19 protein-coding genes are annotated in these 21,830 nt (G+C 41.8%); 12 read left to right on the forward strand and 7 right to left on the reverse strand.

Annotated elements, in window-relative coordinates:
• The first annotated feature begins 64 nt into the window (after nucleotides 1–64).
• The 3 genes from rpmI (at nucleotide 65) to M5E07_RS02875 (ending at nucleotide 995) form a co-directional block, all read left to right on the forward strand.
• Nucleotides 65–259: a 50S ribosomal protein L35 gene (gene rpmI / locus M5E07_RS02865; RefSeq protein WP_004278281.1), complete on the forward strand. Its 195-nt coding sequence runs from the start codon at nucleotides 65–67 to the stop codon at nucleotides 257–259.
• Between the two features lie 11 nt (nucleotides 260–270).
• Nucleotides 271–630 (forward strand): 50S ribosomal protein L20, encoded by a 360-nt coding sequence (rplT, locus tag M5E07_RS02870; protein WP_004675688.1) that lies wholly within the window; start codon nucleotides 271–273, stop codon nucleotides 628–630.
• Between the two features lie 152 nt (nucleotides 631–782).
• Nucleotides 783–995, forward strand: a complete 213-nt coding sequence (locus M5E07_RS02875) for a hypothetical protein (RefSeq protein ID WP_116761395.1) — start codon at nucleotides 783–785, stop codon at nucleotides 993–995.
• A gap of 117 nt (nucleotides 996–1,112) precedes the next feature.
• Here the strand turns inward: M5E07_RS02875 and M5E07_RS02880 are convergent, their stop codons facing one another.
• Nucleotides 1,113–2,135, reverse strand: a complete 1,023-nt coding sequence (locus tag M5E07_RS02880) for a hypothetical protein (protein ID WP_252221743.1) — start codon at nucleotides 2,133–2,135, stop codon at nucleotides 1,113–1,115.
• 155 nt (nucleotides 2,136–2,290) lie between these two features.
• On the opposite strand from M5E07_RS02880, the gene pheS reads away from it, so the two are divergent.
• From pheS to M5E07_RS02895, 3 genes are all read left to right on the forward strand, one after another.
• The gene (pheS, locus tag M5E07_RS02885; RefSeq protein ID WP_100242091.1) at nucleotides 2,291–3,271 is read left to right on the forward strand and encodes a phenylalanine--tRNA ligase subunit alpha; all 981 of its coding nucleotides are present in this window, start codon (nucleotides 2,291–2,293) and stop codon (nucleotides 3,269–3,271) included.
• 137 nt (nucleotides 3,272–3,408) lie between these two features.
• On the forward strand, nucleotides 3,409–5,790 hold the full coding sequence (gene pheT, locus M5E07_RS02890) for a phenylalanine--tRNA ligase subunit beta (protein WP_252221746.1): 2,382 nt from the start codon (nucleotides 3,409–3,411) through the stop codon (nucleotides 5,788–5,790).
• Nucleotides 5,787–6,083 (forward strand): integration host factor subunit alpha, encoded by a 297-nt coding sequence (locus M5E07_RS02895; protein WP_016166119.1) that lies wholly within the window; start codon nucleotides 5,787–5,789, stop codon nucleotides 6,081–6,083. Before pheT ends, M5E07_RS02895 begins: the two co-directional genes overlap by 4 nt.
• Before the next feature lie 135 nt (nucleotides 6,084–6,218).
• Here M5E07_RS02895 and M5E07_RS02900 read toward each other — a convergent pair whose 3' ends face one another.
• From M5E07_RS02900 to trxA, 3 genes are all read right to left on the reverse strand, one after another.
• A complete protein-coding gene (locus M5E07_RS02900) occupies nucleotides 6,219–6,473 on the reverse strand; it encodes a hypothetical protein (RefSeq protein WP_116761403.1) in 255 nt (84 codons plus the stop codon).
• A 409-nt stretch (nucleotides 6,474–6,882) separates the two neighbouring features.
• Nucleotides 6,883–8,151 (reverse strand): transcription termination factor Rho, encoded by a 1,269-nt coding sequence (gene rho, locus M5E07_RS02905; protein WP_116761404.1) that lies wholly within the window; start codon nucleotides 8,149–8,151, stop codon nucleotides 6,883–6,885.
• Between the two features lie 323 nt (nucleotides 8,152–8,474).
• Entirely contained in the window at nucleotides 8,475–8,801 is a 327-nt protein-coding gene (gene trxA / locus M5E07_RS02910; protein ID WP_016166116.1) for a thioredoxin, read from the reverse strand.
• 265 nt (nucleotides 8,802–9,066) lie between these two features.
• Here trxA and ppx point away from each other — a divergent pair, with 265 nt between their 5' ends.
• From ppx to M5E07_RS02935, 5 genes are read left to right on the forward strand one after another with little or no spacing between them, the layout of a single operon-like run.
• On the forward strand, nucleotides 9,067–10,587 hold the full coding sequence (gene ppx, locus M5E07_RS02915) for an exopolyphosphatase (protein WP_116761408.1): 1,521 nt from the start codon (nucleotides 9,067–9,069) through the stop codon (nucleotides 10,585–10,587).
• 35 nt (nucleotides 10,588–10,622) lie between these two features.
• A complete protein-coding gene (locus M5E07_RS02920) occupies nucleotides 10,623–11,447 on the forward strand; it encodes an acetyl-CoA carboxylase carboxyltransferase subunit alpha (protein WP_116761410.1) in 825 nt (274 codons plus the stop codon).
• Nucleotides 11,384–12,739, forward strand: a complete 1,356-nt coding sequence (gene tilS, locus M5E07_RS02925) for a tRNA lysidine(34) synthetase TilS (protein ID WP_252221750.1) — start codon at nucleotides 11,384–11,386, stop codon at nucleotides 12,737–12,739. The genes M5E07_RS02920 and tilS overlap by 64 nt, the downstream gene beginning before the upstream one ends.
• Before the next feature lie 24 nt (nucleotides 12,740–12,763).
• Nucleotides 12,764–13,594: a pyrroline-5-carboxylate reductase gene (gene proC / locus M5E07_RS02930; RefSeq protein WP_252221753.1), complete on the forward strand. Its 831-nt coding sequence runs from the start codon at nucleotides 12,764–12,766 to the stop codon at nucleotides 13,592–13,594.
• Between the two features lie 26 nt (nucleotides 13,595–13,620).
• A complete protein-coding gene (locus M5E07_RS02935; RefSeq protein WP_116761416.1) occupies nucleotides 13,621–14,190 on the forward strand; it encodes a YggT family protein in 570 nt (189 codons plus the stop codon).
• Between the two features lie 72 nt (nucleotides 14,191–14,262).
• Here the strand turns inward: M5E07_RS02935 and polA are convergent, their stop codons facing one another.
• Nucleotides 14,263–17,025 (reverse strand): DNA polymerase I, encoded by a 2,763-nt coding sequence (polA, locus tag M5E07_RS02940; RefSeq protein ID WP_252221756.1) that lies wholly within the window; start codon nucleotides 17,023–17,025, stop codon nucleotides 14,263–14,265.
• A gap of 202 nt (nucleotides 17,026–17,227) precedes the next feature.
• On the opposite strand from polA, the gene M5E07_RS02945 reads away from it, so the two are divergent.
• Complete coding sequence (locus tag M5E07_RS02945; protein ID WP_252221759.1) at nucleotides 17,228–20,065, forward strand: DUF2339 domain-containing protein; 2,838 nt, start codon at nucleotides 17,228–17,230, stop codon at nucleotides 20,063–20,065.
• A gap of 1 nt (nucleotide 20,066) precedes the next feature.
• Here the strand turns inward: M5E07_RS02945 and M5E07_RS02950 are convergent, their stop codons facing one another.
• Both M5E07_RS02950 and M5E07_RS02955 read right to left on the reverse strand, forming a co-directional pair.
• Entirely contained in the window at nucleotides 20,067–20,984 is a 918-nt protein-coding gene (locus M5E07_RS02950) for a mechanosensitive ion channel family protein (RefSeq protein ID WP_252221762.1), read from the reverse strand.
• A gap of 9 nt (nucleotides 20,985–20,993) precedes the next feature.
• The gene (locus tag M5E07_RS02955) at nucleotides 20,994–21,818 is read right to left on the reverse strand and encodes a DUF432 domain-containing protein (protein WP_252221766.1); all 825 of its coding nucleotides are present in this window, start codon (nucleotides 21,816–21,818) and stop codon (nucleotides 20,994–20,996) included.
• Nucleotides 21,819–21,830 lie beyond the last annotated feature (12 nt).

A 21,830-nucleotide genomic window follows, 5' to 3' on the forward strand; every position in this document is an offset into this window, starting at 1 on the left:
CCTTACCTGCAGGTCGTCTTGCAATGGTGCAAACGTTCCGAACAGGTGTTCAAAAGAGGTTGTTATGCCTAAGATGAAAACTCGCCGTGGTGCAGCTAAACGCTTTAAAGCGACTGCTAACGGTTTCAAGCGTAAACAAGCGTTCAAACGCCACATTTTGACCAAAAAATCTGCTAAGCGTATTCGTCAATTGCGCGGCTGTGTAATGGTTCACGTGAGTGACGTTGCTTCAGTTCGTCGTATGTGCCCATACATCTAAGGAGATTATAAATGGCTCGTGTAAAACGTGGTGTACAGGCTCATCGCCGTCATAAAAAAATTCTTGCTCGTGCTAAAGGTTACTACGGCGCTCGTTCACGCGTATATCGCGTAGCGTTCCAAGCAGTAATCAAAGCGGGTCAATACGCTTACCGTGACCGTCGTCAGAAGAAACGTCAATTCCGTGCTCTATGGATTGCGCGTATCAATGCTGGTGCTCGTCTAAACGGTTTGTCTTACAGCCGCATGATCGATGGCTTGAAAAAAGCTCAAGTAATCATCGACCGTCGCGTACTTGCTGACATCGCTATGCATGACGCAGTTGCATTTGCTGCTTTGGCTGAAAAAGCTAAAGGCGCATTAGCTGCTTAATCATCTTTCGATGATTTAAAAAAGACCGCTTTATGCGGTCTTTTTTATTGCATAATTTTTATGGAAAAGACTGGTGTTACATAATTTATCTTTAAATGAACAGGACTTAGTTGCCTAATAAAAACAAGTCATTATAAAAAAGGAATAGGACGATGCTTGCAGAAATTGTGGGTGTGAATCAGGCGCGGATCACTGTAAAGCTAGAAATGATTCCAAGAATTGGTGAATCTGTCAAAATTATGTATGGACCCGATGCACAATTAGAAGGAGAGGTTGTTGCTGTGCAGCATTATATCAATCAGCATGCCGATGAGCATAAAGTGCGCATTGAGATACGCCCCTTTAATTTGTTGATAACCTCTTGATCTAATTTGTTTTAACTATACTTTAATAAATCTTTAGAAAAGAAGGTTTCTGATTCAATTGATTTAATTATTTATGATGAATTAAAAAAAGGCCACATGATGTGGCCTTTTATGTTTTTATAAACCAAAATAATAAGCCACAACACAAATAATGACGGTAATCAGGATGAGCTTGAATACGGCAGAAGAGCCAATTTTATGAGGGTGATGTGTAGTGGATGGAGTAGAAGCTGCAGTTGTAACGGGGGCACCTTCTAATGGATTGTTGACTGCGATTGAAGTTAGTTGCGCTGTTTGATAGTGGTTGGCAACTTTCACAATAAATTTGGCTTGAAGATCTTCGAGTTTTTGCGAAAAGTGGCGTAGGTTGAGTTGTTCATCGGCACTGAGAAGCGAGCCATCTTCATGTTGAGGATGTTGTAATTTATTGTGGATATAATGATTTAAGGCTTCGAGTCTGTAGAGGGATTTATGCGCAAAATCAGCAGGATAATCCGTCGGTATTAAAGCAAGCTTTTGTGGATTTAATTCATTTTCAGTATTTGTTTTTGCAACATAGCCAAAATACGGTAAGTTGGACTGTGTAGGCTCGACAAAACCTTGTATTAAGGGACTATTGAATAATTCGGTTTGTGTGTAGCTTTGAATATCATCCCAATTTGGCTGTTGCAAATCTGCATCAATGCGTTTGGCGAGTTTGGAATTGAGTTCAAAACGCCAGAAGGTTTCGTGACGTAAGGGGTTTTGCTGTGCAGTTGGGACTTCAAAATCATTATCTGCGTTATACCATTCCGCCAATTCTTTACCAAAAATCCAGGCTATTTTTTTATTGGCTTCATGGCTGACAATAAAATGTGCGAAAGGCAGCAGTTCGACGTTGGCATTTGGATTCTGTTCGTCATTTAACAGACTTGAACTGTGTAAACTTAGGCGTTTTGTGCCCTGTTTTTTGAGTCCTTCAAGCCAAATTTGAAAGTGTTGTGCCAATAAATGCTGCGAGATAAGATCTCGAAATACAAAGAGATATTGATCAAAAATAGGATGTTGTTTCCAACGATTAAAACTCAGCTCTTTGTTGAGGAATTCATTGCCATAGGTAACGAGGGTGAGCTGTTGTTTCCAAATTTGATCGAGGGCCATAGATATTGATCTCTTTGCAAGTGGGTTTATCTTATACTTTTTCTAATTTCGGATGTTAATCAAATTTTCCTTAATTGGAAACGCATCAATCTTATTAAAAACTGATAGAATATCGGGTTTTATCTTATTATTAAACTGTTGCTTTGAGAGTTACTATGTCACTGGAAGCCCTGACCACCGAAGCGCTTGCTGCCATTGCAGCAGCTCAAGACCTTGCTGCACTCGATTTGGTTCGTGTGCAATTTACAGGGAAAAAGAGCCAGCTTGCAGAACAATCCAAAGCCTTGGGTAAAATGGACCCTGAGGAGCGTAAAGTTCAGGGTGCTGCAATTCATGCTGTGCGTGAAGCAATCAATGCAGCATTGACTGAACGTCAAGCGCAATTACAAAAAGCAGCGTTAGAACAACAACTCGCAAGTGAAACGATTGATATTACTTTGCCAGGGCGTGGACAAACGATTGGAAGTATTCATCCAGTTACCCAAGTGCAGGAACGTATCTGTCAATTCTTTACCAAAGCAGGCTTTACGGTAGCGACAGGCCCAGAAGTTGAAGATGACTATCATAACTTTGAAGCACTCAACATTCCGGGGCATCACCCAGCGCGTGCAATGCACGATACGTTCTATTTTGATGCCAATCATTTGTTGCGTACACATACCTCAGGCGTGCAAATCCGGACTATGGAAACCTCACAACCACCAATTCGTATTGTGTGCCCTGGTCGTGTATATCGCTGTGACTCAGATCAAACGCATTCGCCAATGTTCCATCAAATTGAAGGTTTATACGTTGCTGAAAATACCAGTTTTGCTGAACTGAAAGGTCTATTGGTGAACTTGTTGAACGAATTCTTCGAGAAAGATTTGAAAGTTCGTTTCCGTCCATCTTATTTCCCGTTCACGGAGCCAAGTGCAGAAGTGGATATTATGGATGAGCGTGGCAAATGGTTAGAGGTTTTGGGTTGCGGTATGGTGCACCCAAATGTCTTGCAAGCTGCGGGTATTGATCCTGAAAAATATAAAGGCTTTGCATTTGGTCTAGGGGTAGAGCGTTTTGCAATGTTGCGCTATGGCATTAATGACTTGCGTATGTTCTATCAAAACGATGTGCGTTTCTTACGCCAATTTGCTTAATAGTTTAAACAGTTATTTGAGATTTATTGAAATCCCCCTAAATCCCCCTTTATAAAGGGGGACTAGTCTACCTAAAACGGTAGTGTGTTTTTCCCTCTTTTAAAAGAGGGTTAGGGGAGATTAAGGACATTGAATTTATGAAAATTAGCGAAAATTGGTTGCGCACATGGGTGAACCCAGCCATTGATAGCGAAACTTTATCTGACCAACTGACCATGTTAGGTCTCGAAGTTGATGATTTATCTCCTGCGGCAAAACCATTTACGGGTGTTGTGGTAGGTGAAGTGCTTACCGTAGAACAACATCCTGATGCAGACCGTTTACGTGTCACTACTGTAAATATTGGTTCGGATGAGCCATTACAAATTGTATGTGGCGCACCGAATGTTCGTGTGGGCATGAAAGCTCCTGTAGCGACGATTGGTGCTGTGCTTCCAGGTGATTTTAAAATTAAAAAAGGCAAGTTGCGTGGTATTGAATCACAAGGCATGTTATGTGGTGCTTCGGAAATTGATTTAGAAGACAAAATTGATGGTCTTTTAGAGTTACCTGCAGATGCACCTGTGGGCGTGAATGTCCGTGAATATCTAAACTTAGATGATCATGTGATTGACATCAGCATTACCCCAAACCGTGGTGACTGCTTTAGTATTCGTGGTATTGCGCGTGAAATTGCGGTGATTAACCAAATGACGGCAGTGGCACCTGAAATTAAAGAAGTTGCTGCAACAATCCTCGACGAGAAAAAAGTGATTGTAACCACTGAAGGTTGCCCTCGTTATTTAGGTCGTGTGATTAAAAATGTCAATACTAAAGCACCAACACCAGAATGGATGGAGCGTGCACTTGCGCGTTCAGGTATGCGTCAACACAGTATTTTGGTTGATATTACCAACTATGTGTTAATGGAGTTGGGTCAACCATTACATGCTTTTGATGGTGGGAAAGTTCAGGGTGCAGTACATGTGCGTCAAGCAACAGCAGCCGAAAAACTGGTGCTGTTAAATGAACAAGCTGTTGAACTGAATGAAAAAGTGATGGTGATTGCGGATGATGAAAAAGCATTGGCAATTGCAGGCATCATGGGTGGTTTATCTTCTTCAGTCACTGATGAAACCACTGAAATTTTCTTAGAGTCTGCATTCTTCGCGCCGTTACATATTGCTGGTCGTGCGCGTAGTTTTGGTCTGCATACCGATGCTTCGCAACGTTATGAACGTGGCGTAGATTTTGAATTACCAATGCTGGCAATGCACCGTGCATCACAATTGATTGCTGAGCTGGCGGGTGGTGAATTTGGTCCGATTACTGTTGCTGAACAAGCTGATGTTTTGCCTAAGCGCGAAGCGATTGGACTTAAACAGACACAAGTCGATCAATTACTGGGTTATCGTGTAGACGGTGAATTTATTGCTGATGCTCTAACACGTTTAGGTTGTGCTGTGACAGTTAAAGCCGAAGGTCAGTGGTCTATCGTTCCTCCTTCACACCGTTATGACATGGTAATTTATCAAGATTTAATTGAAGAAGTTGCCCGTATTCACGGTTATGACCATATTCAAATCAGTCTCCCTGTGATTGATGCAAAACTTGCCAAGTATCAAGATCAATTTGAAATGGCGCAATTACGTCAGACCTTGGTGACATTGGGTTATCAAGAAGCGATTAGCTTTAGTTTTGCAGATCTGAAGCTTGAAAAGCAGCTCAATCCAATGGTAAATCCATTGGCATTGGCTAATCCAATTTCAAGTGATTTGGCGGTCATGCGTTCGACCTTACTTTCAAGCTTAATTCCTTGCGTGCAATATAATATTAACCGCCAACAAAGTCGTGTGCGCTTCTTTGAGTTGGGCTTACGTTTTGATTATCAAGATGCCAATAACATCCATGATTTAAAACAGATTCCAACATTGGCCATGATTGCTGTAGGTGCGAAGCAAGCAGAATCTTGGCATGCCAAACCGCAAGCAATGGATTTCTTTGACTTTAAAGGTGAAGTGGAAGAGTTATTGGCGGCAGGACGTGTCAAAGTGGAATATGCTCGTTCAGAGCGAGTATGGTTGCATCCTGGTCAGTCCGCAGAGATTATGGTGGATGGTCAATCAATCGGTTATTTAGGTCGTTTGCACCCAACACTGGAAGCAGAGTTGGATTTAGGTACGACTTGGGTGGCTGAACTCGATCAAAAGGCAGTTTTGCAAACTTATGTATCTAATTTTACAGAATTATCACGTTTTCCATCAGTAAGACGTGATATTGCGCTTTTAATTAGTGATAAGATTAATATTGGTGAAATTCAGCAACTTATCACTAAAACTGGTGGGGAGCTGTTAAACTCGAATTGGCTCTTCGATGTGTACACAGGACAAGGGGTCGAAGCAGGTAAGCGCTCATTGGCATTTGCACTGTTATGGCAACATCCATCTCGTACCTTGGAAGATGCTGAAATTAAATCGGGTATGGATACAATCATTGAAGTGTTGCAAAACACTTATCAGGCGACATTGAGGGCTTCATGACAGCATTAACTAAAGCAGAAATGGCTGATCATTTAAGTGAGCTCACGAGTTTAAACCGTCGTGAAGCAAAACAAATGGTCGAATTATTCTTTGATGAAATAAGCCAAGCGCTTATTTCTGGAGAACAGGTTAAACTTTCGGGTTTCGGGAACTTCGAGTTGCGTGATAAGCGTCAACGACCAGGTAGAAATCCTAAAACGGGTGAAGAGATTCCGATTTCTGCCCGCCGTGTAGTTACATTCCGCGCAGGTCAGAAATTTAGACAGCGTGTTGGGAAAGAGCAGATCGATTGATCTGCTTTTTTTTATTATTTTGAGCTTGATGTAATTTCTTAAAATTATTGATATTTCGATGTAAATAGTAAATTTCAGGCATAAAAAAAGAGAGAACGTAAGTTCTCTCTTTTTTTTGCTACGTAATCGTAAAGATTAGTGAGCAGCAGAAGCAGCAGCGTCAGCAGCAGAAGCAGCAACGTCAGCAGCAGAAGCAGCAACGTCAGCAGCAGAAGCAGCAACGTCAGCAGCAGAAGCAGCTTCAACAGCAGCAGCGTCTACAGCAGCAGAAGCTTCAGATGCAGCAGAAGCAGCAGCTTCAGTAGCAGGAGCTTCGTCTTTTTTAGCACAGCCAACGAAAGCTAAAGTAGTAGCAACTGCAGCAGCAATAGCGATTTTTTTGAATAACATGGCATCACTCTCTAAAATATGAGATTAAAAAAAACCAAGGTCAGCTGTTATGTGCTTTTATTCTTCCTAAATTTGTTAGGTAGTAACAATGCAGGAGCAGCTTAACTGGTCTGCGAATATGCTATCACTGCCCATTTTTAATTACTACTAGTTTGTGTGAAAAAAAACCAAAAAATGAGCAAATAAATGCTTTTTTTAACAGAAAATAACAATTAAAGATGTGCTTTATATTGGAGAAATACTAATTAAGTTTATAAAATTAAAGAGGTTTTTAAAATCATTCATTTAACAATCAAATATTTGCAACTATTGTTACATAGTTCAAGGCGAAATGTGTATTTGTGTTAACAAAGTCAACCAAATAAAAAGGCCACTATAAAAGTGACCTGTTTATTTTTCATGAATCAAATTAATTGGTTGCTTTACGCTTCATTTGATCAAAGAAATCATCATTGGTTTTGGTTTCTTTCATGCGATCCAATAAAAATTCCATTGCTGCCAATTCATCTTGAGTATGAAGTAACTTGCGTAGAATCCATACTTTACGTAGATTATCTTCAGACATTAAGCGCTCTTCACGACGTGTGCCTGACTTTTTAATGTTCATGGCAGGGAATACACGTTTTTCAGCAATACGACGATCCAGAGTGATCTCTTGGTTACCTGTACCTTTGAATTCTTCATAGATCACTTCATCCATCTTACTACCAGTTTCAATCAGGGCAGTCGAGATAATGGTCAGTGAGCCACCTTCTTCAATATTACGTGCGGCACCAAAGAAACGCTTCGGACGCTCAAGTGCATGGGCATCCACACCACCTGTTAATACCTTGCCAGATGAAGGCACAACAGTGTTGTAAGCACGAGCCAAACGTGTAATCGAGTCAAGCAGAATTACGACATCTTTCTTGTGTTCAACCAGACGTTTTGCTTTTTCAATCACCATCTCAGCAACCTGTACGTGGCGCGCTGGAGATTCATCAAAAGTAGAAGCAATAACTTCACCACGTACTGTCCGTTCCATTTCAGTTACTTCTTCAGGACGTTCATCAATCAGAAGAACGATAAGGAAGCACTCTGGATTGTTACGTACAATCGATTGAGCGATGTTTTGCAACAACATGGTTTTACCCGCTTTAGGCGGGGCAACAATAATAGAACGTTGGCCTTTACCAATTGGAGCAACTAAATCGACCACACGTGCAGTTAAATCTTCTGTGGTACCGTTACCTAATTCCATGACCAACTGTTCAGTTGGGAATAATGGCGTTAAGTTTTCGAATAAAATTTTATTGCGCGAGTTTTCAGGTGTGTCGTAGTTAATTTGATTCACTTTTAAGAGAGCAAAATAACGTTCACCTTCTTTCGGTGGGCGAATCGTTCCTGTGATGGTGTCACCCGTGCGCAAGTTAAAACGACGAATTTGTGAAGGGCTAACATAAATGTCATCTGGTCCAGCAAGATAAGAGCCTGCTGCAGAGCGTAAAAAACCAAAACCATCTGACAGAATTTCGAGAACGCCATCACCAAAGATCTCTTCGCCATTCATCGCATGACGCTTTAAGATGGCAAAGATAATATCTTGCTTACGGTTACGTGCCATTCCTTCTAGGCCCATAAACTCTGCAATTTTGATGAGTTCGCCAATTGGTTTTTTCTTGAGTTCGGTTAAATTCATATGTGGTCAGATAGAATCAAAAATTCTAGAAACAGGTTGGAAAGGGAGCAACATTCGGTCGCATACAGCAATAAAATGACGGCATTGTCTTAATACAATAACAACGCGGTGGTCTGATAAATTGTTGCGAAGAGAAAATGTATGAAACAATTTCTGTTGCCGAACGGCGATCTTATGTGTTGTGTCTTGTAAGAAAAAGATGGAGTTGAAATCCTTTCTTTCTTGAACATGAAATATAAGAGAGATTCTTAACTTTGTCAATTTATAGACGAAAAAAATGCGCTATTGGGCATAACGCATTTGGTCTAATTGCAAAGTTTGAATTAGATATGGTCTTCAATGAAGGCTGTTAATTTAGATTTTGGTGCTGCGCCAACTTGTTGAGCAACGACTTCGCCATTTTTAAACATTAATAATGCTGGAATGTTGCGAATGTTGTAATTAACTGCTGTTGCTTCGCAAGAAGTAACGTCAACTTTTACAATTTTTACTTTGCCTTCGTATTCGTTAGCAAGAACTTCCAATACAGGTGCAATCGCTTTACATGGTGCACACCAACCTGCCCAGAAATCAACAAGAACGGGAGTATCTGAATTTAAAACATCTGCTTCAAAGTTTGCATCTGTAGTGTTGATGATATTGCCTGACATGGAATATGCTCCAAAAATTTTATTAAAAGATAGCTAATAGCTCTAAGTATTACATAGCCATCTTTAACAATGTAGTGTTAGATGCAAATTTTCGACCTTTACAGCAGATTTGTCTAATTGAAGCTCACGATGATGTTAATCGTGTAACACAATTGTCATATATGCTTAAAAATAAAAAGCTCAGCCTTTAAAAGACATAAATGGCTTTTAAATTGCATGTATGTGCATTACTCTAGGCTCAATTCTGTACAGGTTTATTTGAAGAATGTCTGATTTTTTGATTGATGAAGAATTACTTGCTGCCATCGATATGGGATCGAACAGCTTTCACCTTGCGATTGCGCGTGTAGACCATGGTGAAGTCAAAAAAGTTGCTTCAATGTCAGAAAAAGTTCAGTTAGCCGCTGGACTTGATGAAAATAAAAACTTAACTGAAGCAGCACAACAACGTGGTTTGGCATGTCTAGCACGTTTTGTTGGGCGTTTAAGTTCAGTGCAGCCAAATCGTTTAAGAATTGTGGCAACCAATGCTTTACGCCAAGCCAAGAACGGACATGAATTTATTCAGAAAGCTGCAGAAATATTGCCAAAACCGATTGAAATTATTGCAGGACGTGAAGAAGCACGTCTGATTTATTTGGGTGTATCGCATACCATGGCCAATAGTGGTCGTCGTTTGGTGATTGATATTGGTGGGGGATCAACCGAACTGATTATCGGGGAAGAATTTGAACCAATCCACACCGAATCTTTACAAATGGGGTGTGTCGCGTTCACCAAGTTATATTTTGCCGATGGTGAAATTAATCAAAAAAGTTTTGATAAAGCTGTGGTTGCAGCGCGTAAAGAGTTATCCGCAATTGCCAATACCTATAAAGAGGCAGGTTGGGATACTGTTGTTGGATCGAGTGGCACCATTAAAGCCTGTCGCCAAATTGCGGTCAATATGGGGTGGAGTAATGAGCAGGAAAATCTGACTCGTGAAGGGCTAGAAAAACTGAAAGAAAAACTTCTTAAATACAAACATATTTCGGAAATGGATTTTGATGGTCTCAAGGAAGACCGTCGAGCAGTTTTGCCAGCTGGAATTGCAATTTTGTCTGCAGTATTCGAGTTATTAGAAATTGAAGTCTTGGTTTATTCGGATGGAGCATTACGCGAAGGCGTCATGTATGACTTGCTTGGTCGTTTCCAACATGAGGATATTCGTGACCGTAGTGTGCAAGCGTTAATGGGGCGCTATGGTGCAGATCCGAAGCAGGCTGAGCGCGTCGTTAAAACTGTACAGCATTTATTTGATGGGGTAGCAAAACCACTGAATTTAACCAGTGATGACAGTGACTTACTGCGTCGCGCGGCATATTTGCATGAAATTGGATTGGCGATTAGTCATGGTGGTTATCATCGTCATGGTGCTTATTTATTACAACATTCGGACATTGCAGGCTTCTCGCAGATTGACCAAAACCAGATTTCACACTTGGTTGCACATCATCGTCGCAAGTTACGTGGTGATGCAAAAATTGACGTGATGAAGGTTGGTGGTAGCAAACTTGTGCATCTATGTCTATTGCTTCGATTAGCAGTTTTACTGAATCATAGTCGTAGCGATGCGATGCTTCCTGCCATTGAATTAACCATTGGCAATGCGCAACAATGGCAACTCTGTGTTTCTGGCGATGCCAAACAATGGCCTTTGCTTGTTGCAGATTTGCATGATGAACAAATGCAATTCAGGCATTGGGATATTGAATTGAATATTCAGTCGGAACAATTTATCGATTAACACTGTTTGGTTAATTTAGGGATAATGGTTGACCTATGAAAAATAAAGCTGCTCAATCTAAAGCATGGGCAACAGTCCAAATTGCACGTCATCCAGACCGTCCGCAATTTTTGGACTATGTTGGTGAAATCTTCACTGAATTCGATGCTTTACATGGAGATCGTTTGTTTGGTGATGATGGTGCGATGGTCGGTGGCTTAGCACGTTTTGATGGCAAACCCGTGATGATCGTCGGTCAGCACCGTGGTCGTAGCACTCGTGAAAAATTAAAGCATAACTTTGGGATGTCTAACCCAGAAGGTTATCGTAAAGCACAACGTTTGCTTGATATGGCAGAGCGTTTCAATTTACCTGTATTCACTTTTATTGATACTATGGGCGCTTACCCAGGTGTCGGTGCTGAAGAACGTGGTCAAGCGGAAGCGATTGCGACTAGCCTTGCACAACTTTCAAATTTGAAAGTTCCTGTTATTGCAACAGTATTGGGTGAAGGGGGTTCAGGTGGTGCTTTAGGTATTGGTGTTGCTGACCGTGTGATTATGTTGTCACACAGTATTTATTCAGTGATTTCACCTGAAGGCTGCGCATCTATTCTGTGGAAAACTGCTGAAAAAGCAGAGCAGGCCAGTGAAGCATTGGCGTTAACGGCAGACCGTTTAAAACAGATAGGTATTGTTGAATACGTGGTTGATGAAGGTCAAGGTGCGCATTTAAATCCTGAACAAGTGATGGAAAGTTTAAAGGCCGTACTCAAACAAGCATTGGATGAGTTACAGCCAATGGATGCCCAAGAACGATGCGAAGCACGTTACCAACGTTTAATGAAGTTTGGCAGCGACAATTTAGGTCTAACGTCTTAATACAGGCGCAGACCTTTACAGAACAAAGTTCTTATCTCATAGGATGTAGTGGCGGTGTGGATTCCATGCTGTTGCTGCATCTTATGTCGTTTTTATTCCCGCAAAAAGTTCGTGCAATTTATGTAGATCATCAGCTGCAATGTATGAGTTCGGCTTGGGGCGAATTTGTCTTGAATGCCTGTCAGCAATTGCAGGTGCCCTGTAGCATTGTTCCTGTTCGTGTGGCTGAAGGTAATCTAGAAAACCAAGCACGCAATGCCCGCTATCAAGCCTTTGCAGAATATTTACAGGACAATGAAGTTCTAGTTTTAGCCCATCATCAGCAAGATCAGGCTGAAACTTTGATGTTACGACTGCTTTCAGGGGCTGGTGTACAAGGTTTATCTGCCATGTCTGTGGTCGATGTACGAGCGAAAATGACGCTTTGGCGACCTATGTTAGAATTGTCACGTGAGCAGATTTGCCAATGGGCAGCTCAGTTGGATATGCAAAATGTTGAAGATCCGACCAATGCTGATCCAGATTATGATCGCGCTTGGTGCCGTCAAATTTTATGGCCTATTTTAGAGCAACGCTTCCCTAAAATGCAGCAAGCGCTGGGTCGAACCAGTATTTTAATGCAAGATGCAGATGAAATATTGGCGGAAGTATTAGCCTCTGATTTGGAGAAATGCGGAAACCAATCTTTTCTGAATATTGAACCATTACAGACGTTGTCGATAGCCAGACAACGCCAACTCCTTTCGTATTGGATGCAAGGAGAAGCCACGTATCGTCCCAATTTTGCCATGGTGCAACGCTTAATCACTGAAGTGCTTGAGGCAAAGCAGGATGCACAAGCGGCGTTACATTGGCAGGGCTATTATTATGTCCGTTATCAACAGCAAATCTTTCGCTTAAATGCGGACACCTATTTAGCCGAACAGCGGTTTCCTATTTTGCCAACACAAATGCAAATTTTCGATCTTGAAGAGGCTGTGTCTGTGCTTTCTGGACGGTATTTGATTCAAGCACAAGCACTTGGGTTGTCAAAAGAACTATTGGGTAGACAACTGATTTTGTCTACCCGAGCCGGTGGCGAAAAGATCCATCTTTATGGACGTGTTGGCACTTGGCCGCTGAAAAAAGCACTACAACAAGCACAAATTTTTCCGTGGTTGCGTCATACAATTCAAATATTAAGCATAGATAATGTTATGCTAGGGGTTTTTACACCCAAAGGTTTTTGGTTGGCACAGTCTGAATATCTAGTTGTGGATGGATGGCAGCCGAAATTAGTTTCAGAGCAATAGAATACTCAATATCGAGCGTAAATCATGAGTGCAGTTTTAAATTGTAATATTAGTTTTATCGGTGGCGGCAATATGGCGCAAGCCCTCATTGGCGGCTTAATTGCGCGAGGCATGCCCACTACTCGTATTACAGTTGCTGATCCCTTTGAAAATGTACGTCAACTTTTGCAAGAAAAAGATGTGCATGTGACGGATGATAATATTGCTGCTATTCAACATGCAGATATTGTTGTATTGGCAGTCAAGCCTCAGGTGCTGACCAATGTACTTAAACAATTACATGGTTTACTTGATGGTAAGTTGATTATTTCAATTGTTGCAGGCGCAGAAATTGAAACGATGGCAACTTTATCAGGTACAGACCGTATTGTTCGAGTGATGCCAAATACGCCAGCATTGGTACAAACTGGGGCACATGGTTTATATGCGACGGATGTTGTCGATGCCAAAGACCGAGAGTTGGCCAGTCAAGTTTTGGCCGCAACGGGATTAACCATCTGGGTCAATTCTGAAGCACAAATTGATGCGGTGACCGCAGTTTCAGGTTCGGGGCCTGCGTATTTCTTCTATATGATGGAAAGCATGATTCGTGCTGGTAAAAACATGGGGCTAGATGAAAAAGTTGCCACTGCATTAACTTTACAAACCGCTTTAGGCGCTGCACAAATGGCAATTACCAGTGCAAACTCACCAGCAGAGTTACGTAAAAATGTGACTTCTCCGAATGGTACAACTCAAGCTGCTTTAGAAGTGTTTGATCGTGCTCAAATTTCACAAAATATTCAATCAGCCTTGGCTGCTGCAAAAAAACGTAGCCAAGAATTGGCTCAAGAATTAAGTGAAAATAGTAAATAATTGATTTTAATTAGGAAAATTTAAATATGGGTGCAAACTCTGCGCTAATTTTTGGCATTATTATTAACGTAGCGATTTTGCTCGTATTCTTCCGCTTTTTAATGCAATTGGCTGCGGTTAGTCCGTACAATCCTGTGGTGCTGTCTACGGTCAAAGCCACTAAGATTGTGGATATTTTCAGTCGTATTTTCCCGACACTGGGTAAAGGGCGAGTGAACTCTGCCGCTTTGGCATTGGTCGTGGTACTTTATTTGCTCAAAATATTTGGCATTATGTATTTATCGGGGGCAATGCCGAACAGTCCAATTCATTTGGTGATTCTGACTTTTGTGACCATGATTCAGGACTTGATTCGTTTCTGTCGTTACCTGATTTTTGCAACGATTATTTTAAGTTGGGTGGTGATGTTTACCCAGTCACGTTCACCTTATATTGAAGTGATTCAAGAGTTGGCTGAGCCTTTATTGGCACCATTCCGTCGTTTGTTACCGAATATGGGCATGATTGATTTATCACCCATTGTGGCTTTCTTGGCTTTATATATCGCTGAGATTATTATGAATGAAGTCGCAATTGCACTGTTGACTGGCTTATAAAATTCACTGTATAAAGCAAAAAAAAGGACTCAAATTTGAGTCCTTTTTTATTGTTTTTCGACTGTTCACACTTTAGTGTGCTTCATCCCAGTTCTGACCTTTACCGACTTCAACCAGTAGCGGAACAGAAATTTCCAGTACCGATTGCATTACTTTAGCCAGTTTTGGTGCCAATTCATCTGCAATTTCGGCATCCACTTCAAAGACCAATTCATCGTGTACTTGTAAGAGCATTTTGGCTTGATCTTTCGGTAGAATTTTATCCACTTCAATCATTGCGATTTTAATAATGTCCGCAGCACTGCCTTGCAGTGGGGCATTAATTGCCGCGCGTTCAGCTGCTTTACGGATCATCATGTTGCGCGCATCAATCTCTGGCGTATATAAACGACGGCCTAAAATGGTTTCGACAAAGCCTTGTTCCAAAGCAACTTGACGTGTGCGTTGCATGTACTCGTAAATGCCTGGATAGCGATGGAAATATTGTTTGATATAGTTCTGTGATTCTTCACGGCTAAAGCCCAATTGACGAGTCAAGCCAAATTCCGACATACCATATAACAGACCAAAGTTGACGGCTTTAGCTTGACGACGCTGATCGTTAGTCACCTGATCTAATGGAATGTTCAATACTTCCGAAGCTGTGCGGCGATGTACGTCTTGACCATGACGGAAGGCATCTAACAGGGCATCATCCTGAGAGAAATGTGCCATTAAACGCAGTTCAATTTGTGAATAGTCGGCTGCCAGTAACACTCGACCTTCAGGCGCAATAAATGCCTTACGAATCTGACGCCCAATTTCTTCACGGACAGGAATATTCTGTAAATTTGGATCGGTCGAAGATAAACGTCCTGTCGCAGTCAACGCTTGGTGATAACTGGTATGTACGCGGTGGGTATCATTGTTGGCTTGTTTCAATAAACCATCGGTATAGGTGCTTTTAAGTTTAGATAAGCCGCGATAATCCAAAATCAGAGCACTAATGGGATGGTCTAATTTTTCTAAAATACTTTCGCTGGTGCTGTATTGTCCTGTGGCAGTTTTTTTGCCGCCTTTTAACCCCAGTTTATCAAACAGGATTTCACCGACTTGTTTCGGAGAGCTGACATTAAATGGTTGACCTGCCAATTCGGTAATCTGATTTTCCAAATCTTGCATGGTTTTGGAAAAATCTTCACCCAATTGATCTAAAAATTGAAGATCAAGCTGAATACCATTTTCTTCCATTGACGTTAATACACGTGCTACAGGTACTTCAATATTATGCAAAATATTGATTAGTTCTGGATGTACTTTAAGTTTTTTATCCAGCACCTCATACAGACGGAAGGTGACATGGGCATCTTCGGCTGCATAGTGTGCGGCAGTCTCAATTTCAATTTGATTGAAGGTCTTTTGTTTCGCCCCTTTACCTGCGACTTCTTCATAGGTGGTGGTAAGGTGGCTTAAATACAGGCGAGCCACATCATCCATTCCATGACGAGTAGCGACAGAATTCAGCACATACGATGCCAGCATGGTGTCAAAATACCAACCTTGCAGTTCAATCCCATGATTGGCAAAAATATGTGCATCATATTTCAGGTGATGACCAATTTTTTTAATCTCAGGATTTTCTAAAATTGGTTTAATTTGTGCAAGCACGCTTTCACGCTCTAATTGTTCAGGTGCACCTTCATAATCATGCGCGAGAGGGATGTAGTAAGCATCTTGTGCATCAAAAGCAATAGAAAAGCCCACCATTTCAGCAATACGATAATCCAGACTGGTGGTTTCAGTATCAATTGCGAACTTGCTCGCACTTTGCATACGTTGTAATAATTTTGCCCAAACCTCTGCGGACAACACCGTATGATAGTTGGCTTGCCCGAGTTGATCATCAACACTGGTTAAAGTCGCTTGATCTTCAGTTTCAATTGGAGCTGCTACAGGAGCCTGCTGAAGGCTGGCATTACTTTGTTTGTTGTTCGTATGGTTTGGATTGTTGGGGTGATCCAAGGATTGTAATTGATTACGGAATTCTAGTTCGGTGTATAGACGACGTAATTCATTCACATTTGGGTCTTGGATGGCTAGATCTTCGTAGCAAACGCTAATTTCTAAATCACAGACAATACTGGCCAGTTGATGGTCGATCGCGATGCCTTCAACATTGTCTTTAATGTTTTGACCAACTTTGCCTTTAATCTGGTCGACATTTTCTAAAATACCACCAATTGAACCATATTCGGTCAGCAGTTTGGCTGCGGTTTTAGCACCGACTCCTGGTACGCCCATAATGCCGTCAGATGCATCGCCCATTAAAGTCAGATAGTCGATTATTTGGTTTGGCCAGACCCCAAACTTTTCAAAAACGCCATTGATGTCCATAGGCTTTTCTTTAAAGCTGTCTTCAAGCGTGACTTTTTCGGTGACCAGTTGCGCCATGTCTTTATCGCCAGTCGAAATCAGGACTTGCTGTCCTTTGGCTTCAGCGCGTTTGGCTAATGTCCCGATAATATCGTCAGCCTCTGCACCAGGCAGCATATGCACTGGAATACCCAAAGCACGGATTAAGGCGTGTAAATATGGAATTTGTTGTGCCAATTCCTCTGGCATGCTTGGTCGATCACCTTTATAAATGGGTGAAAGTTCATGGCGGAAAGTCGGTTCTGGGGTATCAAAAATGACTGCCATGTGCGTCGGTTGAGTACGACGCATCAGTTTCTGAATTGCAGAAATTGCGCCACGTACAGCATTGGTGTGCAACCCCGTAGAAGTTGTCAGAGGTGGGACCGCATGGAAAGCGCGAAATAAAAAATATGACCCATCGACCAATACAAATGGTGACATTCTACAAATCCTGATTATGAACTAGGGCTTATATTACGTGAAAAAGGCAAAGCTGTCTTATGTGTAATGTCACTATGCGCTAAGTAACATTATAGTGATTCGCTTCAAGTGTATAAATTTGCAGTATTTTGTATGCGAAACTGCTTGCATGAATGGTGATCAAGTAAGATAAACAGATTGAAGCTGTGTAATGCATAAACCCATGTATAAAAAAGACAAACAGGGAATGGTTCTACTCTTAATCGCATTAACCGTATTGTTAGTAATTGCGATAGTGATGCAATGGCAATCGACAGTAGTCGCTGCTGCCCTTGGGTTAACCGTCGTGATGGTGCAGTCAATCTCGAATATCCATCAGCGTTTAGTGCAATTAGAACACATATCATCACAACCCTTTATTCAAGCAGCAGGAATTGGGACACAAAAGATTCTGATTTATGGGGCTGCCTTGGTGGCATTGTGGGCCTATGCCAATACATGGATGTGGATGGTCGGTGGGGCATTGCTGGTTTTACTGCTGTGTTTGATTCAATTGATCAGTGCATTTCAGCGGCGATTGGCTCTATTAGAGCAACCGCAGCAACAACCTTCGGGGTTTATCACTAGAACTTCCACATTACCGATGTCAGAGCAGCCGCTTCCTCCTGCAATGCCAATGTCGGGACAGTTGACGATGACGCAACAACAGGATGCAACTGTTCAACAACCGCAGCAAACCTCAGTTGACTTAAATACAGCGTCATCAGGGTCTTCACCCGCATGGTGGCAACCTGCTGTGGATTGGATGCAGCATGGCAATCCAATTTTAAGAGTTGCCGTTGCTCTACTTATGGTCGGTGTCGTGTTGTTGCTGCGTTTTGCCAGTGAACATTGGCAATTAAGTTTAGCGGTGAAACTGGGATTTATTGCGCTTGCAGGTGGAGCGACCACATTCGCGGGTTATTTGCTGCAACGTAAAAATGCATTGTTTGCCATCGCCCTTCAGGGCTTAGGTTTAGCAGTCATCTTTCTTACGCTGATTTTTGCTCATCATTTTGAAGTGCTGCAAAGTCTAATGACTGCCAGCGTTTTATTTGTGATTTTGTTGGGTATTACCGTGGTGCTGAGTCTGAAGCAGCAAGCACTGTATCTGGCTATTCTTGCTTTGAGTATGGCGTATCTAGCACCTTTACTCATTCCGCACACTCATCCCGATGTGGTGTTCTTATTTGGCTATTATTTTGTGATTAATTTGGCTGTGGTCGTGGTCAATTATTTGCAGCCATGGAAAATACTGCACCAGATCGCTTTTTTTGCCACGATGTTTATTGGCGGATCAGTGATTGGGATTTACGCGGAAAATTCGCAACTGAATACTCTCGATATCATTTTATGGTTGCATATTGCACTATTTATTTGGCTCAGTATCCGTTATAGCCAGTTGATGGTGGCAGAGCAACAGCAACAACGAGAATCAGAAACCCTCTCAAATAAGAAAAAGCTTCAACCGATTTTAGATGTGGGACTCATTTTTAGTGTCCCTGTACTGGGGTTTTCATTACATGCTTTTTTAATGCATGACTCTACTGTAGCGTTGACTTGGGGAGCTGCTGCATTGGCAGTAATTTATGGGCTATTGAATTTTTGGATTAAGCGTCAGCATCCGCAATTGTCTATCTTAGCCAAAAGCTTTTTTATTCTGGCTGTTGTATTTACTGCTTTGATCTTTCCGTTGGCAAAAGGGGCGCACTGGACCTCTACAGGTTGGGTGATTCAAGGTACTGCTTTAATTGTTTGGGGCATTACTGAACGCTATCGTTTAAGTCGGTATGTGGGTGTCGGATTGGTTCTGCTCAGTACTATCGCACTGATGTACCAGATTTGGTCGAATGATGATTTTCCTATTTTAACCACGGTCATTTATGCCATTGCGCAATTTATTTCGGCATTTTATTTATTACATTATCAGGACGTAGAAGAATATTTCAGCGCCCGTATCTTGAGTGGTATTTTCCTTGTTTCAGGCATGTATGCAGGCGCTATCGCAGGTGTAGAGCTGATGCACTGGCAGCCGTGGGCATTTAGTTGCTCAATAGCCATCGCTACGGTTTTACTGGCATGTTTTAGCGTAGTCGTCCAGTTTAAATCCAAATTGGAGTGGCAAAGTTTGCAACTCACTTTGCTGGGGAGTTTATTGCTGTTGCTTTATGGTCTGAGTGTATTTGAAGACGTGTTTACAACGCAGCGCTGGACCAGTCAAACCGTGCAGTTCAGTTTTGCCATCAGCGCAGTAGTGTTAAGTTTGATGTTGATATTCATGCAGCGTTTATCAGTACGCATTGCGAATCAACTGTGGGCTGCAATACTTTGCCTTGCACTTGCCAGTGCTGGTTTAGCGCTTTTCCCACAGATGCCAATTGCAACCTTAGGTGTTGTACCTCTCTTATATGCATTCTATGAGTTTTTCAAACTTAAACGTGATTTTGTTAATCAGACATCTGTATGGGGGCTTGGACTATTGTGGTTGCTGGTTTTAAATTTAGATTCATATTCTGCTCTCCATTACTATGCGGCGCCCTTATTGAATCTGACTGACGTATTGTCTTTGCTTATGTTTACAGGCTTATTGTGGATTATCTATCGACATGATTTTGAGGAGCAGTCCTCGCTAGAATGGAGCGTTAAAATTACCACCATTTTGATTGGGCTGTTGGTGTTTAGTAGTATTGTGGTTCGAGCCATGCATCATTATCTGGCAACGCCGTTATGGGGCAGTGCCATTTGGCATGATGGTTCGGTGCAGCTTAGTTTGACTTTGTTGTGGGTGATTTTAGCTTTTGTGTTAATGACTTTTTCAAGCCAGCGTCATATTCGTCAAATTTGGTTTGTTGGAGCAGCATTGCTTGCGATTGTGGTATTTAAATTATTGTTATTGGATCTATCACAAAGCGGTACGTTAACACGGGTAATTTCCTTTATTGGCTCAGGTGCGGTGATGTTGGTGATTGCCTATATTGCCCCATTACCGCCCAGTCTGGTCGAACAAAAAAAAGAGCGATAATTTATCGCTCTTTGGGTCCTCTTTTGAGTTCTTTCTCATAGGCATACTGGTCAATCTCATCACGAGTTTTGGGGCGAGGGCGGTCAATAATCCCCATTTTAGGGACTGGAATTTCAATATGATTTTTTAAGAAACCATTACGCACATGCTCTTGAAGTTCATCCCGTGCTTTTAGAAAAATTTCTTGTCGGCACCAAACAGCAAACAGAATTTCGATGGTTGATTCACGAAAGGCGGTTACTGTGACCTCAGGTTTAGGATCATCCAAGACCAAGGGATAGTTGGCAGCAACATCTAACAGTACTTCACGGACTTTAATGATGTCTTCCTGAAAGTTAATAGCGAGGGTAATTGGAATCCGCCGAATGGAGAATTTGGATAAATTTAGGACGGGAGCGCGAATCAATTGTTCGTTGGGCAGACGTACATAAATATTATCTAAAGTCAGTAATTTTACCGAGAGTAGATCAATAGAAATGACTTCTCCTTCAATGGTATGTCCACGAATCAAGGTAATTTGAATGGTATCTCCCACTTCAAAGGAACCTTCACCAATCAGGAATAGACCGCTAATTAAGTTACTGGCAGATGTTTGTGAGGCGAAACCAAGCGCGACGGTAAAAATACCTGCAGCGCCAATAAAGACACTGAGCTTAAAGCCTGCTTCTTTTAGACTTGCCATGATAAACAGGATGAAAATAAAATAAAAAATACCGCGACGCCAAACCATACTTTGATGAGCGTTAAAATTCTGTCCAACCGTTCGTATAAAGGTATTGGAAATCAGGCGCGCGAAGATGAAACCAATCAGACACAGTACCAGCGCGACTAAAATCTCACTGATTCTTTCGAAGTTAATATTGGTAAAAATTTCCTTCAAGCTGACAGCAACATCTTTAGGAATATTGGTCTCTGGCATATCAGTATCCTAAAAAAATGAGTCAAACATATTGAACAAGGCACCGCCTGGTGAGCGTGGTGCATGTACATAAGTGACTTCACCCGCCAAAGGTGGAGTGCGGTTTTCAATTTTAATGCGCGGTGGTCGGGTTAAATCTTCGTGAATGACTTTAATTTGTGACGTCCATAAACGATTGGTACTTTCACTGTAAAAAAGAGGTAGTGCCGAAACAGGGATATTCATTCGATCAAAGCGAAGTTGTTGACCACTGGTGTTGTGGAACTCAATCGGTGTGACTGCCCGAAATGGACTTGGTTTAAGTAAACTTAACTCCGTACGCCCATCCACTGCGGTGGCATAGCAGATCTCACCTGTACGGTGGTCGGGACCGAACCACGTATCTTTGGGTTGCATCATCGGAAGGTCAAATAACGGTTCACGTTGGCTTTCGACAAAACCAGCAATCCAGAGTGGCGTACTAATGTAGAGGGTTCCGCGTTGCCCAGCAGGAATATAAATGGGATCGACAGGTTTAATCACCACAGATCGATCTGCCAAGCGTGGCATCAAATGAAATGTTTCGTGCGTTTGACGAAACATATAACGCTCAATTTTTATGGGTTGCGGAAAGGCAAATTCAGGATCTTTGATGATATTCCATTGGCGCTCAGAATCTTTTTGATATTGTGGGCGATGATATTCTAGGCGCCATTCATTGATACTTCGCGCCAGACGAAACAATAAAGAGCCAAACTGCCATGTTTTAGCTTGATTTAATTCGAATTTTTGTTCGCCCCACCATTTGAGTGAGGGGTGTGCAGCTTGATGATGCTCGAAATCAGATGATGCCAAAATAAAAAAGTC

The sequence above is a fragment of the Acinetobacter tibetensis genome (assembly GCF_023824315.1).
Classification (GTDB): domain Bacteria; phylum Pseudomonadota; class Gammaproteobacteria; order Pseudomonadales; family Moraxellaceae; genus Acinetobacter; species Acinetobacter tibetensis.

Bases quoted from the DNA above. Each gene is read 5' to 3' on its own strand.
- rpmI (WP_004278281.1), top strand. From the start codon at position 65: ATGCCTAAGATGAAAACTCGCCGTGGTGCAGCTAAACGCTTTAAAGCG.
- rplT (WP_004675688.1), top strand. From the start codon at position 271: ATGGCTCGTGTAAAACGTGGTGTACAGGCTCATCGCCGTCATAAAAAA.
- M5E07_RS02875 (WP_116761395.1), top strand. From the start codon at position 783: ATGCTTGCAGAAATTGTGGGTGTGAATCAGGCGCGGATCACTGTAAAG.
- M5E07_RS02880 (WP_252221743.1), bottom strand. From the start codon at position 2,135: ATGGCCCTCGATCAAATTTGGAAACAACAGCTCACCCTCGTTACCTAT.
- pheS (WP_100242091.1), top strand. From the start codon at position 2,291: ATGTCACTGGAAGCCCTGACCACCGAAGCGCTTGCTGCCATTGCAGCA.
- pheT (WP_252221746.1), top strand. From the start codon at position 3,409: ATGAAAATTAGCGAAAATTGGTTGCGCACATGGGTGAACCCAGCCATT.
- M5E07_RS02895 (WP_016166119.1), top strand. From the start codon at position 5,787: ATGACAGCATTAACTAAAGCAGAAATGGCTGATCATTTAAGTGAGCTC.
- M5E07_RS02900 (WP_116761403.1), bottom strand. From the start codon at position 6,473: ATGTTATTCAAAAAAATCGCTATTGCTGCTGCAGTTGCTACTACTTTA.
- rho (WP_116761404.1), bottom strand. From the start codon at position 8,151: ATGAATTTAACCGAACTCAAGAAAAAACCAATTGGCGAACTCATCAAA.
- trxA (WP_016166116.1), bottom strand. From the start codon at position 8,801: ATGTCAGGCAATATCATCAACACTACAGATGCAAACTTTGAAGCAGAT.
- ppx (WP_116761408.1), top strand. From the start codon at position 9,067: ATGTCTGATTTTTTGATTGATGAAGAATTACTTGCTGCCATCGATATG.
- M5E07_RS02920 (WP_116761410.1), top strand. From the start codon at position 10,623: ATGAAAAATAAAGCTGCTCAATCTAAAGCATGGGCAACAGTCCAAATT.
- tilS (WP_252221750.1), top strand. From the start codon at position 11,384: ATGCGAAGCACGTTACCAACGTTTAATGAAGTTTGGCAGCGACAATTT.
- proC (WP_252221753.1), top strand. From the start codon at position 12,764: ATGAGTGCAGTTTTAAATTGTAATATTAGTTTTATCGGTGGCGGCAAT.
- M5E07_RS02935 (WP_116761416.1), top strand. From the start codon at position 13,621: ATGGGTGCAAACTCTGCGCTAATTTTTGGCATTATTATTAACGTAGCG.
- polA (WP_252221756.1), bottom strand. From the start codon at position 17,025: ATGTCACCATTTGTATTGGTCGATGGGTCATATTTTTTATTTCGCGCT.
- M5E07_RS02945 (WP_252221759.1), top strand. From the start codon at position 17,228: ATGTATAAAAAAGACAAACAGGGAATGGTTCTACTCTTAATCGCATTA.
- M5E07_RS02950 (WP_252221762.1), bottom strand. From the start codon at position 20,984: ATGCCAGAGACCAATATTCCTAAAGATGTTGCTGTCAGCTTGAAGGAA.